Source organism: Micromonospora sp. NPDC047521 (genome assembly GCF_055587305.1).
The window spans coordinates 171,882-186,877 of the sequence record NZ_JBVJGN010000002.1; the positions used below are offsets into that span (position 1 = coordinate 171,882).

Annotated in this window: 14 protein-coding genes; 8 read left to right on the forward strand and 6 right to left on the reverse strand. The window is 72.8% G+C overall.

Annotated features, from left to right (window positions below):
- The first annotated feature begins 137 nt into the window (after positions 1-137).
- From ACZ6N8_RS04650 to ACZ6N8_RS04660, 3 genes are all read left to right on the forward strand, one after another.
- Positions 138-2,579: an immune inhibitor A domain-containing protein gene (locus ACZ6N8_RS04650; protein ID WP_466008299.1), complete on the forward strand. Its 2,442-nt coding sequence runs from the start codon at positions 138-140 to the stop codon at positions 2,577-2,579.
- Between the two features lie 60 nt (positions 2,580-2,639).
- Positions 2,640-3,179 carry a hypothetical protein gene (locus ACZ6N8_RS04655; RefSeq protein ID WP_466007536.1) on the forward strand — a complete coding sequence of 180 codons (540 nt, stop codon included), beginning with the start codon at positions 2,640-2,642 and terminating at the stop codon, positions 3,177-3,179.
- Between the two features lie 105 nt (positions 3,180-3,284).
- Positions 3,285-4,217, forward strand: a complete 933-nt coding sequence (locus ACZ6N8_RS04660) for an alpha/beta fold hydrolase (RefSeq protein WP_364369166.1) — start codon at positions 3,285-3,287, stop codon at positions 4,215-4,217.
- A 22-nt stretch (positions 4,218-4,239) separates the two neighbouring features.
- On the opposite strand, the gene ACZ6N8_RS04665 is transcribed toward ACZ6N8_RS04660, so the two are convergent.
- Positions 4,240-4,605 (reverse strand): hypothetical protein, encoded by a 366-nt coding sequence (locus ACZ6N8_RS04665; protein WP_364370759.1) that lies wholly within the window; start codon positions 4,603-4,605, stop codon positions 4,240-4,242.
- On the reverse strand, positions 4,602-7,271 hold the full coding sequence (locus ACZ6N8_RS04670) for an SseB family protein (protein WP_466007538.1): 2,670 nt from the start codon (positions 7,269-7,271) through the stop codon (positions 4,602-4,604). The genes ACZ6N8_RS04665 and ACZ6N8_RS04670 overlap by 4 nt, the downstream gene beginning before the upstream one ends.
- 152 nt (positions 7,272-7,423) lie before the next feature.
- Here ACZ6N8_RS04670 and mycP point away from each other — a divergent pair, with 152 nt between their 5' ends.
- Positions 7,424-8,641, forward strand: a complete 1,218-nt coding sequence (mycP, locus tag ACZ6N8_RS04675; RefSeq protein WP_466007540.1) for a type VII secretion-associated serine protease mycosin — start codon at positions 7,424-7,426, stop codon at positions 8,639-8,641.
- A gap of 85 nt (positions 8,642-8,726) precedes the next feature.
- On the opposite strand, the gene ACZ6N8_RS04680 is transcribed toward mycP, so the two are convergent.
- Together ACZ6N8_RS04680 and ACZ6N8_RS04685 are read right to left on the reverse strand one after the other, a co-directional pair.
- Positions 8,727-9,020 (reverse strand): WXG100 family type VII secretion target, encoded by a 294-nt coding sequence (locus ACZ6N8_RS04680; RefSeq protein ID WP_139586784.1) that lies wholly within the window; start codon positions 9,018-9,020, stop codon positions 8,727-8,729.
- 22 nt (positions 9,021-9,042) lie between these two features.
- Positions 9,043-9,363, reverse strand: a complete 321-nt coding sequence (locus tag ACZ6N8_RS04685; RefSeq protein WP_357990466.1) for a WXG100 family type VII secretion target — start codon at positions 9,361-9,363, stop codon at positions 9,043-9,045.
- A gap of 200 nt (positions 9,364-9,563) precedes the next feature.
- Here ACZ6N8_RS04685 and eccE point away from each other — a divergent pair, with 200 nt between their 5' ends.
- The 4 genes from eccE (at position 9,564) to rarD (ending at position 13,515) form a co-directional block, all read left to right on the forward strand.
- A complete protein-coding gene (gene eccE / locus ACZ6N8_RS04690; protein ID WP_466007542.1) occupies positions 9,564-11,522 on the forward strand; it encodes a type VII secretion protein EccE in 1,959 nt (652 codons plus the stop codon).
- Between the two features lie 61 nt (positions 11,523-11,583).
- Positions 11,584-11,970: a phage holin family protein gene (locus ACZ6N8_RS04695; RefSeq protein WP_364369179.1), complete on the forward strand. Its 387-nt coding sequence runs from the start codon at positions 11,584-11,586 to the stop codon at positions 11,968-11,970.
- Positions 11,971-12,097: 127 nt separating this feature from the next.
- The gene (locus ACZ6N8_RS04700; protein ID WP_466007544.1) at positions 12,098-12,595 is read left to right on the forward strand and encodes a GNAT family N-acetyltransferase; all 498 of its coding nucleotides are present in this window, start codon (positions 12,098-12,100) and stop codon (positions 12,593-12,595) included.
- Complete coding sequence (gene rarD, locus ACZ6N8_RS04705) at positions 12,592-13,515, forward strand: EamA family transporter RarD (RefSeq protein WP_466007546.1); 924 nt, start codon at positions 12,592-12,594, stop codon at positions 13,513-13,515. Before ACZ6N8_RS04700 ends, rarD begins: the two co-directional genes overlap by 4 nt.
- Before the next feature lie 32 nt (positions 13,516-13,547).
- On the opposite strand, the gene ACZ6N8_RS04710 is transcribed toward rarD, so the two are convergent.
- Both ACZ6N8_RS04710 and ACZ6N8_RS04715 read right to left on the reverse strand, forming a co-directional pair.
- On the reverse strand, positions 13,548-14,264 hold the full coding sequence (locus ACZ6N8_RS04710; protein WP_364369188.1) for an anti-sigma factor family protein: 717 nt from the start codon (positions 14,262-14,264) through the stop codon (positions 13,548-13,550).
- Positions 14,261-14,776 carry a sigma-70 family RNA polymerase sigma factor gene (locus ACZ6N8_RS04715; RefSeq protein ID WP_357990566.1) on the reverse strand — a complete coding sequence of 172 codons (516 nt, stop codon included), beginning with the start codon at positions 14,774-14,776 and terminating at the stop codon, positions 14,261-14,263. Before ACZ6N8_RS04715 ends, ACZ6N8_RS04710 begins: the two co-directional genes overlap by 4 nt.
- Positions 14,777-14,996: the final 220 nt, after the last annotated feature.

Sequence of the window (14,996 nt, forward strand, 5' to 3'; positions counted from 1 at the left end):
ACGCGTGCATCTTCCCACCTGTCCCAGCAGTGTCTATGTTCACCATTGGTCCCACTCGTGGGATCGATCTCCCGCCGGCCTGTACCCCCGTTGGGCCGGTTCCCTCACACCGGAGGTACCACGTGCGCAAAGTCGCAGTGGGTCTGATCGGGCTCTCACTGACGGCGACGGGTCTTGCTTTCGGCCCGTCCGCCTCGGCGGCGCCTCAGCCCAAACTGCCGGCAGCAGCACCGGCCGCTGCCGAACCGCAGATGCTGAAGGACGAGCTCCCCGACAAGCTCGAGGAGAAGCGTCGCGAGCTGCGGGAGCAGGGTCTCAGCGACGTGCTGAGCGGTCGCAGCAAGCCGATCGAGCGCAACGGAAGCAAGGTCGTCAAGGTCGGGAAGGTCGGCAAGGCGGGCGGCAACGCCAACGCCCGCACCGCTGGCGCACCGGCCACCCAGGATCAGTACGTCGAGCTTGAGCGTGAGCGGACCGACAAGATCTTCGTGATCCTTGCCGAGTTCGGCGACGAGCGGCACCCGTCCTACCCGGACAAGGACATGAACCCGGACATCGCCGGACCGGCGACGTTCGACGGGCCGCTGCACAACAAGATCCCGCAGCCCAACCGGGCCGTGGACAACTCCACGATCTGGCAGCCGGACTTCAGCCCGGAGCACTACCGCCAGGTCTACTTCGGTACCAACCCCGGCGACGAGTCACTGAAGCAGTACTACGAGGCCCAGTCCTCCGGCCGGTACACGGTCGAAGGCCAGGTCACCGACTGGGTGAAGGTCCGGTACAACGAGGCCCGCTACGGTCGTTCCGACGACCCGATCGCGGACGCGGACACGGAAAACAAGGCCAACGACCCCGCCGTCTGCGCGGACAACGTCTGCTCGAACACCTGGGCCCTGATCCGCGACGCCGCCAACCAGTGGGTCGCCGACCAGAAGGCCAAGGGCCGGACGGACGCGCAGATCGCCGAGGAGATGCGGTCCTACGACCAGTGGGACCGGTTCGACTACGACGGTGACGGCGACTTCAACGAGTCGGACGGCTACATCGACCACTTCCAGATCGTCCACTCCGGCGGCGACCAGGCCGACGGTGACCCGCAGCAGGGTGAGGACGCCATCTGGAGCCACCGCTGGTCGGCGTTCAACAGCTCGCCCGTGGGTCCGCCGAACTTCCCGATCGGTGGCACCCAGATCGGCAACACCGGCGTCTGGATCCGCGACTACACGATCCAGCCGGAAAACGGTGGCCGCAGCGTCTTCTACCACGAGTACGGCCACGACCTGGGCCTGCCGGACGACTACGGACCGGCCGACAACAGCAACGAGCATTGGACCCTGATGGCCCAGAGCCGGCTCGGTGCCAAGAACGACCCGGCCATCGGCGACCGCGGTGGCGACCTCGGTGCCTGGAACAAGCTCCAGCTCGGCTGGCTCGACTACGAGGTAGTGGTCGCGGGCCAGAAGCGCACGCTGCCGCTCGGCCCGCAGGAGTACAACTCGGACAAGGCCCAGGCCGCCGTGGTGGTGCTGCCCCAGCGGGAGTACACGTTCAACTACGGCGCGCCGTTCGAAGGTTCCAAGCAGTACTTCTCCGGTAACGACGACAACCTCGACAGCTCGATGACGAGGACGTTCGACCTCACCGGCAAGTCCTCGGCGGCGCTGTCGCTCAAGGGCAAGTACAGCATCGAGGCCGGCTACGACTACCTCTACTTCGAGGGGTCCACGGACGGCGGTCAGAGCTGGTCCGACCTGAGTGGCACCGTCAACGGCAAGCCTTTCGGTGTCGACGGCGCCGGACGCCCGGCTCTCTCGGGCACCAGCAACGGCGCATGGGCGGACATCAACGTCTCGCTCAACTCGCTCGCTGGCAAGTCTGCGCAGGTTCGCCTGCACTACGTCACCGACGGTGGCGTGTCCGAGGGTGGCTTCTTCGGTGACGCGATCACCGTGACCGCCGACGGGCAGACCGTGTTCACCGACGGCGCCGAGACCGCCGACGCGGGCTGGACCTTCGACGAGTTCGAGACGGTCGGGGCGACCTACACCCGGCTGTTCGACAACTACTACATCGCCGGCAACCGGTCGTACGTCTCGTACGACAAGTACCTGAAGACCGGCCCGTACTTCTTCGGCTACGCGAACACCCGCCCGGACTGGGTGGACCACTACGCGTACCAGGAGGGCCTGCTCATCTCGTACTGGAACACCCGCTGGTCGGACAACAACACCGCCCCGGCGTCGGAGTCCAACCCGGGCGGTCACCCGGGTGAGGGTCGCAACCTGTACATCGACGCGCACCCGCGCCCGATCTACAACCTCACCGGCGCTCCGTGGCGGGCCCGCGTCCAGGTCTACGACGCACCGTTCAGCCTCAAGAAGGCCGACTCGTTCACCCTGCACCTCAACAGCCAGCCGCAGTACATCCGCGGTCAGGCTGCCGAGCCGCTGTTCGACGACACCAAGAAGTACTTCTACGAGGAGCTGCCGAACCACGGCGTCAAGCTCCCCGCAGCCGGTGTCAAGATCAAGGTTCTGGAGCAGGACGGCACCTCGATGAAGATCCGGATCAGCTGACCACTGATCCCGCACCACCAAGCGACGCCCGGGCAGTTCTTCTGCCCGGGCGTCGCCCCTTTGTCCAGCCGGGAACCGTTCGACCTGCTGGAACGTCTCACCACCGTGCCCCTCGCCCCCCGCGTCACGATCCTCGCCGCGCTCCTCCTGCTGCCCCTGACCGCCTGCGCCGAGCCGCACGCCAGCGACAGCGCCTCCTCGGCCTCCAGCACTCCGACGCCGACCGCGCCTGCCCCGTCCGAGCCCGTCCCGACCGTCGCCGCCCCGACCGGATCCGCCTCCCCGGTGCCCCCGCCCGGACGCACCACTCCACCGCCCCTGTCCCGCACCGTCCCGCCGACCATCCCCGCCGTGCCGAAGCCGCCCAAGCCGACGGATCCGACCGACAAGCGAGCGTCCGACCTGGTCTCCGGCCACATCACCCGCGGTGGATCAGGCCCCTGCTACGGGCTCGTCTCCGAGGACGGCATCGAGTACGCGGTGCACGGCACCGGCTCCGGCAAACTGACCGAGGGCAGCTTCGTCACCCTCCGGGTCATCTCCCGATCCTCCGAGGTCGACTGCGGACCGGGCGTCCCCGTCAGCATCGTCACCCGGTGACCCGCCGGCACCGAGTCCCCCGCCGGTAGGGGACAACCCGGGATTCTCCCTGTTCACCGCGACCACCAGGGTCATCTGAGGCATCCGGGTCCTAGGCTGTCTGCCATGACCGACCAGCGCGGCGGAGCCGTCGACGAGTCCTGTGTCCTCACCGAGGGGCCGTGGACGCACCGTTTCGTCGGCGCCAACGGCACCCGGTTCCACGTGGTCGAGGCCGGCACCGGTCCGATGGTGCTCTTCCTGCACGGCTTCCCGGAGCACTGGTGGGCGTGGCACCAGATGCTCCCGGCCGTCGCCGACGCCGGCTTCCGGGCGGTCGCCGTCGACCTGCGCGGCTACGGCGCCAGCGACAAGCCACCCAGGGGGTACGACGGCTACACCCTCGCTGCCGACATCGCCGGGCTGATCCGGGCGCTCGGTGAACGGTCCGCGACACTTGTCGGCAGCGGCGTCGGTGGCATGGTCGCCTGGACGGTGGCGTCGTTCCACCCGGCCCTGGTCCGCCGGCTCGTGGTGCTGGGAGCACCGCACCCGCTGCGGCTGCGGGCAGCCATCTTCGCCGACCCGCGCGGGCAGTTCGCCGCCTCCACCCCGGCTCTGAAGTTCCAACTGCCCCGCTACGAGCACGTCCTGACCCGGGACGGCGCAGCGGCCGTGGAGGAGATCCTGCGCCGCTGGGGTGGGCCACGATGGGTGGCCGGATCGGACTTCGAGGCGTACGCGCAGCGATGCCGGGAGGCGATGCGCATCCCGCAGGCCGCGTTCTGCGCGTTGGAGGGCTACCGGTGGGCGTTCCGCTCGGTGCTGCGACTGCACGGCTACCGGTTCGTACGCCTCATGCAGAAGCCGCTTGTCACCCCGACCCTCCAACTGCACGGCGCCACTGACGTCGCCTCCCTGCCGAGGACGGCCCTGGGCTCCGGACGGTACGTCGTGGCCCCGTACGAGTGGCGGCTGCTCGACGGCGTGGGCCACTTCCCGCACCTGGAGGCACCGGACCTGGTGCTCGGCGAGGTCCTACGGTGGGCCAAGTCCTGACCTGTCGCACCAGGTGCGGTAGTCAGACCCGCTGCTCCCGCAGGTCGGTGACCTCGGCGGCCGGCGCCCAGCCCTGGTAGACGCCGAAGTCGAAGACCTCCAGCCGCATCGCCTCGGCCACCGGCCAACGGCCGCCCGTGTACTCGACGCGCAGCCAGGCGTCGTGTTCGCCGAGCACGATGAACGGCTGCCCCTGCCACGTGCAGGTGGTCCGCACATACGCCAGATCCTCGATGTCGCTGGCCGGCAGCACCCGCACGTACCGGCCGGGCCGGACCTCCTCGAAGCCCTCGGCCGGCTCGGGCTGGTAGAGCCGGATGTCGTCGCCGTCCGGGCTGGCCTGGTACTCCCGGCCCCGCCAACGGGCCACATAGCCGTCGCGCATCACGCCTCCGGAACCCGTCGCCACACCACCACGTCCGTGTCGAGCGACGCGACCACCCGCTCGGTGCCGTCCGCGCCGATCCGCCAGAGCTGGGCGCCGTGCGGCAGACGGGCGCTGTCCACCTTGAACTCGGCCACCACGTCGCTGCTCTCGCCAGGCGCGAAGCCGTTACCCCGGAACGGCGGGCGTTCGATGACCCAGCCCTCCATGGCCCGCATCGCCGGCTCGTTCTGCCCCCCGTACGGGATCCGGTAGAGGCTCGGCCGGTGCGCCGGCCAGCGCAGCACGTAGATCTCCTCGGCGTCCCGCACGAACGGCGAGGCCGGGTAGTTGAGGCCGAGCGCGTCGTACAACTGGGCAGGCGTGGTCAGGTGGGCCAACTCGCCCGCCCGGTGCACGAAGCCGGACACCCGGTCGTACCCCCGCTCCAGGTAGTACGCGAGCTGGCTGGGTGCGATCGCCTTCTGCATCACCGTCGGGCGGGCCGGGTCGACCGCCGCCGGAGCGTACCGGGGTCGGGCGGCGGGCTCCGCCACGGCGGGCGCCTCCTCGGTGTCGACCTCCAGGTCGTCCCCGAGCCCCACTTCGGCGGCCCAGTTGGCAAGGGCGACGATCTGCTCACCGGGCAGCTTCGCGCCGACCGGGGTGCCCGGATTGACGGCGAACGACCAGTCCTCGTCCGGCCAGCGCCGGATCAGTTGGGCGAACTTCACCCCTACCGTGTCGACGTCACCGTCGGTGTGGTCGGCGAGGCGCTCCGGCGACGTGTAGACCACCACGTACGTCTCGCCGTCGAGCTGGCCGGTACGCCAGACGAAACCCGGGTCGCCGGGGCGGCTGCCGGGCACCGACTCAGGTGCGGCGGGCAGCAGCACCCGGGCCAGCAGCAGGGTGGACAGGAACGTGTCGGTGCTGCCCGCGCCGGCCGCGTTGAGCAGGTCCTCCTCGACCGTGTTGGCCGGCGTGAAGTCGACAGGCGCCGGCTCCGCCGGGTTCGGCTCCTCGCCGCCCGCAGCCGGGTACGGGTCGCCGCCGCCGGTGTCCGCGCGGGAGGGCTCCGGCGAGGGTGACGGCGTGTCACCGGCCGTGCGGGGCGGCTCCGGGACGCTGTCCGTGCGGGGCGGCGGGGAGCCGACAGGGTCGCCTCCGGCCCGGTCCCCGACGAGGTCATCCGCGTACGGCCCGGCGGGTCGACCCGCGGCGACCGGCTCGGTCAGGTCACGGGACTCGATGACGGTGCCCTCGATGACGATGGGCGTGAACCCGCGGCGCGGTGCCGGCGGGCTCGAGACCGGCTCCGCGACGGACGGCGACAGCTCCTCCACCGGCTCGTACCGGGCCTGCTCCCCCGGCCGGCCACGCGGGATCGGCTGCGTCTCCTCGGCCGCCGTGTTTGGGCGAACCGGTGCGGGCCCACCTGTCGCCCGGAAGGCGCGGGTGGGCTCCTCGGCCAGCGGATCCGGGCGGCGCGGGGGCAACGGCTGGGTGGGCTCGTCGCCGGAGGTCAGCGGGTCGCCGGACGGCGGCCGCAGCGGCCGGCTGACTGTCGCGTCGCCAAGCGGAAAGGCCCGGGTGGCACCCTCGGCGGCCGCGTCGGTCATCGGAAAGGCCCGGGTGGCACCCTCGGCGGTCGTGTCGGCGGGACGGCGGCGGGGGAACGGTTGGCTGCCCCGCGCGAAACGGGACGGCGGCGTGGCCCGGTCGCCGGGCCGGCCCCCGCCCGGCGTCGGGCCGGCGGCGCGGTCCCGGCCGGACGCCGGTTCGAAGAAGGAACGCCTGTCGCCCTGGGCCGTGCCGTTGGCCGGGGCGGCCACGGCGTCGCCGGCCCGGCCGACCGGCGGGCGGCCGGTCGTGGTCGGGCTCGGCTCGGTCGGAACGGCAGCAGGACGCTCGATGGGAGTCGACGGCGCGAACCGGGGTGCGGCCGCTCGAGCGGCGTCCGGCACGGAGTCGGTGCGCGGCACGGCGTTCGGGTGTCGCTGGCCGGCCGCGGGCATGTCGTCGGTGCCGGACAGGCGGGACAGGTCACCCGGCCTCGGCGTGCTCCGCGGCGCGCCAGGGGCCAGCGGGTTGGTCATCCGGGGCACCGCCTGCCGCGTCGGCGCCTGTCGCACGGGCGGTGCCGCCACCGGCTCGGGGCCCTGTGGCGGGGTCGAGCCGGACGGCGTGGGGCCGGTGCTCGGCGTCGCGCCGGCGGCGTCCCGACCGGTCGCGCCGTTGCGGGTGCGGGCGAGGGTCTCCGCCCGCTCCAGCCGGGCGCGGGCCCCCATGGCGCGCCCGGGAAGTCGGACGTCACCGCGGGAGAGCTGGGAGACGAACCAGGCGGGCAGGTAGCCCTCCACCGGTAGCCCGGGGTTGACCGCCAGCCACCACTCGTGGTTGGGCCAGCCGACCGCGAGGTCGGTGAACGGGACCCGCCGGTTGCTGCCCGGATGGTCACCGAGGCAGGCCCGCAGCGCGGCGGTGGAGGTGAACGCCAGCACGTGCGTACGGCCGCCGGTGGTCCAGGTGCCCCAGCCGGGCGACGTCTGACCGGCCAGCGCCGGCGCGGCGACGGGCAACAGCAGATCGGTGCGGGACAGGAGCCGGAAGTACAACTCCTGGTCGTTGGCGCGCAGCGCGTCCCGCATCGCCACCTCGGCCTCCGTGGCCGGCTCCCATTCGGTCACGGCCACCTCTCCTTCCGAGAACAGGCCACAGGTATCGCGTACAACCTACAAGGTGGTATCAAGATCACAATGGCTGGCCGGCGACGGTCCGCCGGGGCGTCGACGAGGCGATAACATCCCGTCCCGGAGCCGACACGATACGGAGGCCGTCGATGTCCCGGTCGATCGCGCGCCAGGTCCTCGCAGGCCTGGCGGCCGGCATGCTGACCGCGCCGGCACTTCCGACAGACGCCGCCGACGCCGCGTCGCGTGTGGCACCGACCTGCGCGAACCCCCTGGCGCCCGTCCGGCCGGTCGCGGCCCTGCCGTGGACGCAGCAACGGTACGACCCCACCCGGCTCGCGCCACTGGCCTCCGGCGCCGGAGTGACGGTGGCGGTGGTCGACTCCGGGGTCGACCGGGTCCATCCGCAACTGGCCGGGCAGGTCCTGGCCGGCACCGACCTGCTCGACCAGGGCGGAGACGGCAGCCGCGACTGCGCCGGGCACGGCACCGGTGTGGCGAGCATCATCGCGGCACAACCCCGCCCCGGCGTCGCCTTCCACGGCCTCGCACCGGGTGCCCGGATCCTGCCGGTACGGGTGAGTGAGCAGCAGGTGGTGCAGGGACGGGAGTCGGGGCGTACGGTCAGCGCCGCCGACTTCGCCAAGGCCATCCGATGGGCCGTCGACCACGGCGCCGACGTCGTGAACCTCTCCGTCGTCCTGTACGCCGACGACCCGGCCGTGCACGCCGCCGTCGCGTACGCCGTCGAGAGGGACGTGGTGCTGGTGGCCGCCGCCGGCAACCTGCACGACAGCGGCGACCCGCGCCCGTTCCCGGCCGCGTACGACGGAGTGCTCGGGGTGGGCGCGATCGGGCCGGACGGTGCACGGGCCGGCTTCTCGCAGACCGGCCCGTACGTCGACCTCGTCGCACCGGGCAGTGAGGTGCTGACCGCCGCGCCCGGGCAGGGCCACCAGCGGGTCGAGGGAACGAGCTACGCGGCGCCGTTCGTGGCCGCCACCGCCGCCCTGCTGCGCCAGTACCGCCCCGAGCTGACCGCTGCCCAGGTGGCCGAACGGATCATCGCCACCGCCGATCCGGCGCCCGGCCCGGGGCACGGGTACGGCGCGGGCGTGCTGAACCCGTACCGGGCGGTCACCGAGACCGGACCGGGTCAGCCGGGCGGGCCGCGGACGGTCGCCGCGCTCGCCGACGACCGGGCCGACGCGGCGCAACTCGCCCGCGACGCCCGCCGGGCCGTGGCCCGGGACCGGGCCCTGCTGGTCGGCGCTGTGGTCGGGACGACTGCGGTCGCCGTGGTGCTGCTCGCCCTGGTGCTGCCCCGGGGCGCGCGCCGCCGGTGGCGGCCCGCCGACCCGGTGTGACCTCGTCGGGCTGCCGGGGAACGCCCCGACCGGAGCCGGCCGGGACGCGAGCCCGGACATGGTCAGCGCTTCCGAACCACCGGGATCACTGGAACAGCCCGGTGTTCTTCTTCTCGGTGTCCAGATAGTCGGCGGCGGAGTCGTTCACCGCCAGCCTGATGTCACGCAGCATGGCCTGAAGGTCCTGCGAGGCGGACCGCCACCGCGCCTGGCGCTGCTCGTACGCCTCCCGGGCCTCACCCGCCCAACCGGCCACCAGCGGCGCGGCGTCGCGTTCGAGTTGGCCGAGCTGCGAGTCGAGCGTGTTCAGCGCCTTCTGGATGTCCGCACCGGCCTGCTGAAGCGCGGTGAAGTTGACGACCAGCACACCGTGGTCCATCGGAGCTCCCTCCCGAGCGGGGTCAGAGCGGCAGTTGGATGCCGCCGCGGTTGGTGCCGGCCACCCGGCCGGCCGCCTCGTCGTCCGAGACGTCGTACTGCCGACCTGCGGTGCGGATCGCCCCGGCGGTCTCCCGCAGGGCGCGGTGCAGCGCTGCCTGGTCCTGCGACCACTGCTGCTTGACCTGCTCGAACGATCGCCCACCGGCGCCGCGCCAGGCCTGCTGCAACACCTCCAACTCGGCCAGCAGGCCGGTCAGCATGGACTGCAACGACTGGTCAACCTGCTCGAACTTCGCGGCGGTCTGCTTCATCACCGCGGCTTCTGCCTGGGTCTGGGACACCCGGACGTCACCTCGTCTCCTCGATCGCGCCTGATCGTCGACGTGCCCGGAGGGCGCGTCGGTCGCGTGGCCCGCTCGTCGACGCACGTCGGACACGGGTCAGCGATGCACTTCGTGGCTGACGGTAGCGGCCCGGTTGCGGTTCTGCTACCCCCGACCCCTCCCCTGTGGACAACCACGGCAGCCATCGGTCGCTTACGATGTGCCGCAGCCACGTCGCGGCGCGTGACGGGTCAGCGAGGGGCCTGCCGCCCGGCACGGTCCACACTGGTCGAGGAGGCTCGGTGCGGGCGATCACCACCGGAGGCCCGCGGCAGGCCCCGATCGACCCGGGCCCGGCCACCGTCGGCATTCCCTCCGGTCCGGGCGTCGCCGCGCCTCGTCGGCGCGGCGGTCGATGGGCGACGCTCACGCGGGCCGGCACCGGCGTACGCGCCGGCCAACTGGTCGCCGCGCAGGTCGCGGTGGCGCTCGTCCTCGCCGCCCTCGGTCGGAGCGCGCCGGTGACCGTCATCGCCGTGACGGCGGCGGCGCTGCTGATCGTGGCAGCCGGCGCCCGGCTCCGGGGGCGATGGCTCTTCGAGTGGCTGGGCACCGCCGCCGGGCACCTGACCCGCCGCCGGGCGCTGGTGGGGTCCGCGGGGCCGGCCGAGTTGCTCGACCTTGTCGCCCCGGGCGCCGTGGTCCGCTCCACTGAGCTGTCCGACGGGCCGGCGGCGGTCCTGGAGGACACCGGGGGCATGGTCGCGCTGTTGGAACTCGGCGATCCCGGCGACCTGCTCGGCGACGCGTCGCACGCGATCCCGCCGCCTTCCGCCCTGCTGCCCGCACCGGGGGTGGACGTCCCGCCGCTGCGGATCCAGCTGCTGCTCGCCGGAGCGCCGGCGCCGGTGCCGGCGGCCGGGGGCACCGTCGGCACGTCGTACCGGCAGCTCACCGACGGCCGGCTCGCCGGGCGGGAGCAGGCGCTGCTGGCGGTGCGCGTGCTGCGGGTCGACGGCTGGTCGGAGGAGGCCCTGCGCCGGGTGCTCGCCGGCACGGTACGCCGCATCGTCCGCCGGCTGGGGCCGCTGACCGCGCGGCCGCTCGGCGTACCCGCGGCGCTGCGCGTCCTGGGCGAGCTGGCCCACCACGACGACGGCCAGCCCGTGCGCGAGTTCTGGCCGGCACTGCGGTCCGGCCCCCTGGTCCAGGCCACCTTCCGGCTGACCCGGTGGCCGGACGCCGACGGCGCTGGCGCCCGCCAACTCGCACCGCGACTGCTCGCGCTGCCGGCGACCGCGACGACCGTGTCGATCTGCGCCGGCCCGCCGCCGGCCAGCGGCGCCGCCGAGGTGCCGACCGAGCTGACCGTACGGCTGGCGGCCGGGACGACGACCGAGCTGACCCTGGCCGCCGAGGCCCTGGACCGGTTGGTGACCGGCCTGGGCGGAGGGCTCCGGCGGCTGGACGGGGCCCACCTGGAGGGGTTGGCCGCCACCCTGCCGCTGGCGCTGGCGACGGCGGGCGCGCAGCCCCGACCGGCGCTCGACGACTGGGAGCTGACCCTGGGCCAGGCGGGGATCATGGTCGGCACCAACAGGCACGGCGGCGCGGTCACCGTGCGGCTGTTCCGACCGGAGAGCACAAGGGTGCTGCTGGTCGGTGGCGTACGCGCGGCCCAGCTGGTGGCGCTACGCGCGATGGCGCTGGGAGCCCTGGTGGTGGTGCAGACCGCGCGACCACGCGTCTGGGAGCCGTTCGTCAGGGGGGTGGGCGCCCCGGGCCTGACGATCCCGTTGATCCCGCCCGGCCGTGCGGTGGCCGACGGGGTGGCGACCGCGCTGCGGCCGTTGCTGCTTGTGGTCGACGCCGCCGGGCCGGTGCCGGCCGAGGCGGAGCGGGGAGCACCGTGGCGGGCCACCCTCGTGGTGCGCGACGAGTTGACAGCTGCGGACACCGACGTGCTGAGTCGTGCGGACCTGGCGGTGCTGCAACCGCTGGGCGCTGCCGAGGCGGCGCTTGCCGGTGCGGCGCTGGGGCTTGGCGGTTCAGCCGAGTGGCTGACCCGGATGCGGGACGACATGGTGGCAGTGGTGAACCGGCGGGCGCTGCGCTGGGCGCTGCTCGCCCCGACCCCGATCGAGGCGCAGCTGATCGGCCGGCCGGCGCGCGGCTGACCTGGTCGCGCGTCGAACCGGCGGGTTACGCAGTCGCGGGTGTCGTGGCACGATCCCCGCCATGGGTTTTCTGAAAGGTCTGCTGATTCGGCTGGCCAGCACAGCGTTGGCTTTCTGGCTTGCCACGTTCCTCATCCCGGGCATCTCTCTGGAGTCGAGTTCCGCCGCGGAGACGGTGACCACGCTGCTCCTGGTGGCGGTGATCTTCGGCGTGGTCAACGCGGTCCTCCAGCCGATCATCAAGACCGTCGGTTGTGGTTTCTACCTGCTGACGCTTGGTCTCATCGCGCTGGTCGTCAACGGGCTGCTGTTCCTGCTCACCAGTTGGATCGCCGACCAGGCCGGGCTGCCGTTCTCGGTTGACGGTTTCTGGCCGGCGGCGGTGCTCGGTGCCCTCTTCGTGAGCATCGTGACCTGGATCCTCGGCGCCGTCCTCGACCGGGACTGACCGGCGACCTGCCCGCACCGACCCGGCCCGCCCGGGCTCCGACCACGGCCGGGGCCGGGGCGGGCCGATGACCAGAGTTCGGGAATTGGCCGGCGGCCGCGCCCATCGTGGCGGCTAGCGTCGCCTGGTGTTCTCACAGACCCGCGCCGACGGCCACCTGCTCAGCACCGACCCGGCCCGGCTCGACCTGAGCCTGGTGCACCACTGGTTGTCCACCGACGCGTACTGGGCGGTGGGGCGGGACCGGGCGACTGTCGAGCGGGCGTTCGCGGGCTCCCTGCCGTTCGGCGTCTACCGGCCCGGGGACGGCCGTCAGGTCGCGGTGGCCCGGGTGGTCACCGACCGCGCCACCTTCGCCTGGCTCTGCGACGTGTACGTCGACCGCGCCTCCCGGGGCGACGGCCTGGGCGGCTGGCTCGCCACCGCGGTCCGCGACCACCTGGCCGAGCTGGGCGTACGCCGGATCCTGCTGGCCACAAACGACGCCCACGAGGTGTACGCACGGGTGGGCTTCACGCCGCTCGGCGCTCCGGAGCGGTGGATGAATCTCGACCAGCGGCCGCCGGTGACCCCCATCACCGGAAAGGAACAGAGAGCAGCTGGACCCCTTACGGTGGAGTCGTGACGCCACTCCGCCTGGGATACCTCTACGGCATCGGCGCGTACCTGCTCTGGGGTTTCTTCCCGCTCTACTTCAAGTTGCTGCGACCGGCCGGCCCGCTGGAGATCCTGGCCCACCGGATCGTCTGGTCGGTGCTCTTCGTGGCGCTGCTGCTGGGCGCGCTGCGCAACATCGGTTTCCTGCGGGCGCTGCTGCGCCGGGGCTGGGCGCTAGCCGGGATCGTCGCCGCCGCCGCGCTGATCGCTGTCAACTGGGGCACCTACATCTACGGGGTCAGCTCCGACCGGGTGGTGGAGACCGCGCTCGGTTACTTCATCAACCCCCTCGTGGTGGTGCTGCTCGGGGTGACGGTGCTGCGGGAGCGGCTGCGCCCGGGGCAGTGGGTGGCGCTGGGCATCGGCGGGTCGGCCGTGGCGGTGCTCGCCGTGGACTACGGCCGCCTGCCCTGGCTGGCGCTGACCCTGGCGTTCAGCTTCGCCGGGTACGGCCTGATCAAGAAGCGGCTCGGGCTGCCTGCCGCCGAGGGACTGTTCGTCGAGTCGGCCGTGCTGGCGCTGCCCGCACTCGGCTACCTCATCTGGCTGTCCTACCGTGGTGGGATGGCCTTCGGGCACGTCTCGGCCGGGCACACGGCGCTGCTGGTGCTGGCCGGCGCGGCCACCGCGATCCCGCTGCTTCTCTTCGCCGGTGCCGCGAACCGGCTGCCACTGACCGGCCTCGGCATGATCCAGTACCTGGCGCCGATCCTCCAGCTCGCCTGCGGTGTGCTCATCTTCCACGAGCCGATGCCGCCGGCCCGGCTCGCCGGCTTCGCGCTGGTCTGGCTCGCCCTTGTGGTCTTCACCGCCGACGCGATCCGTCACACCCGCCAGGCCCGTCAGGCCGCCCGCGTCTCCACCGCCGCCCCCGTCCCGACCTCCTGACCCCACCCCCACCACGGGGCGTGGTGCCGGGGTCAGGGGACGTCGTAGGTCAGCAGGGGGGTGCCGTCGGCCCGCTGGAGCTCGACGCTCACCAGCTCCGCGTCGGTGAACCTGGTGGCACCGGTGAACTGGAGGCTGTCGCCCGGCGCGGCGAGCCAGGAGCCGATCTGTTCACTGGCGCCGTTCGGGCCGTGCGCCACCAGCCGGAACGGGTACGCCTTGCCGTAACTCGTCCGTGGGTCGTACCCGCAGCGCATGGTCACTTCGGTGCCCCACTTCGTGCTGTTGAGCCCGACCTCGGCGTGCACCGGCCCGGCCGTGGCCACCGGCCGCATGGCGACCATCGAGACCCGTACGCCAGGTGTCCCCACCGCGTTCGGAGTGACCGGAGAGCTCGGCCCGCCCCGCAACGCCGTAACCGTGCCGACGCCCACCACCAGCGCCATCGCGGCGGCGACGAGCCCCGTCACGGCGTACCCCCGGCGGTTGGACCACCGCTCGCGGCGCCGGCGGGCGCGGGCCTCATCGAGCAGCGCGGGCACCCGGGGTGGGGTCGGGGGCGGAAGGAACTGTTCCAGGCCGGACGGGTCGAGGCGGCCGAGCAGTCCGGGTAGGACGGCGATCTCGGCCACCGCGTCGCGGCACTCGGCGCAGCCGGAGAGGTGCCGCTCGTAGGCGGCCCGCTCGGCGGGGGCGAGTGCGCCCAGCACGTACGCGCCGTCGTCGTGCGCGAACTCGCACCGGGTCATCCCGTCACTCCCATCTCAGCCAGGACCAACCGTAGTGACCGCAGCGCGTAGTGGGTGCGGGACTTGACGGTGCCCGGTGGCACGCCCAGCCGCGACGCCGCCTCGGCCACCGACCGTCCCTGGTAGAAGCACTCGATGAGCACCTCCCGGTGGGTCGGGCTGAGCCGGTTCAACGCCTCGGCGACGGTCCACGCCTCCACCGCGCGTTCGGCCTCGTCGACGACCTCGGGTGGCTCCGGCATCTCGTCGGTGAACACCTCGCCGACCCGCGTGGATCGGCGACGCCAGGCGTCGATGGCCAGGTTGCGGGCGGTGGTGAAGAGCCACGCCCGCACCGAACCCCGGCGGGGGTCCAGGGATTCCGGGTGCCGCCAGGCCCGCAGCAGCGTCTCCTGCACCAGGTCCTCGGCACGCTGCCGGTCGCCGTTGACCAGCCGCAGGGCATGTACGTACAGCGCCTCCGCGTGCTCGTCGTGCAGCGCGCGCAGCAGTTGGGCGTCATGGTCGCTGATGGCGGTCTCCTCGCTTCCGGCGCGCGTCCGGCTGTGCGTCCGCCCGGGAATACGTGCGGTGACGCCTTTCGGTTCAGCCCGAGGTCAGACCGGCTGCGGGTCGATACCCGACCGGAGAGGTGTTCACGCCCGGTTCACATCGCAGCCGGCGAGCGCTCACCGCGTCCTCCTAGCGTCCGGCTGGTACGCCGCCTGTCGTGCCACCGACTCCCTGGAGGCT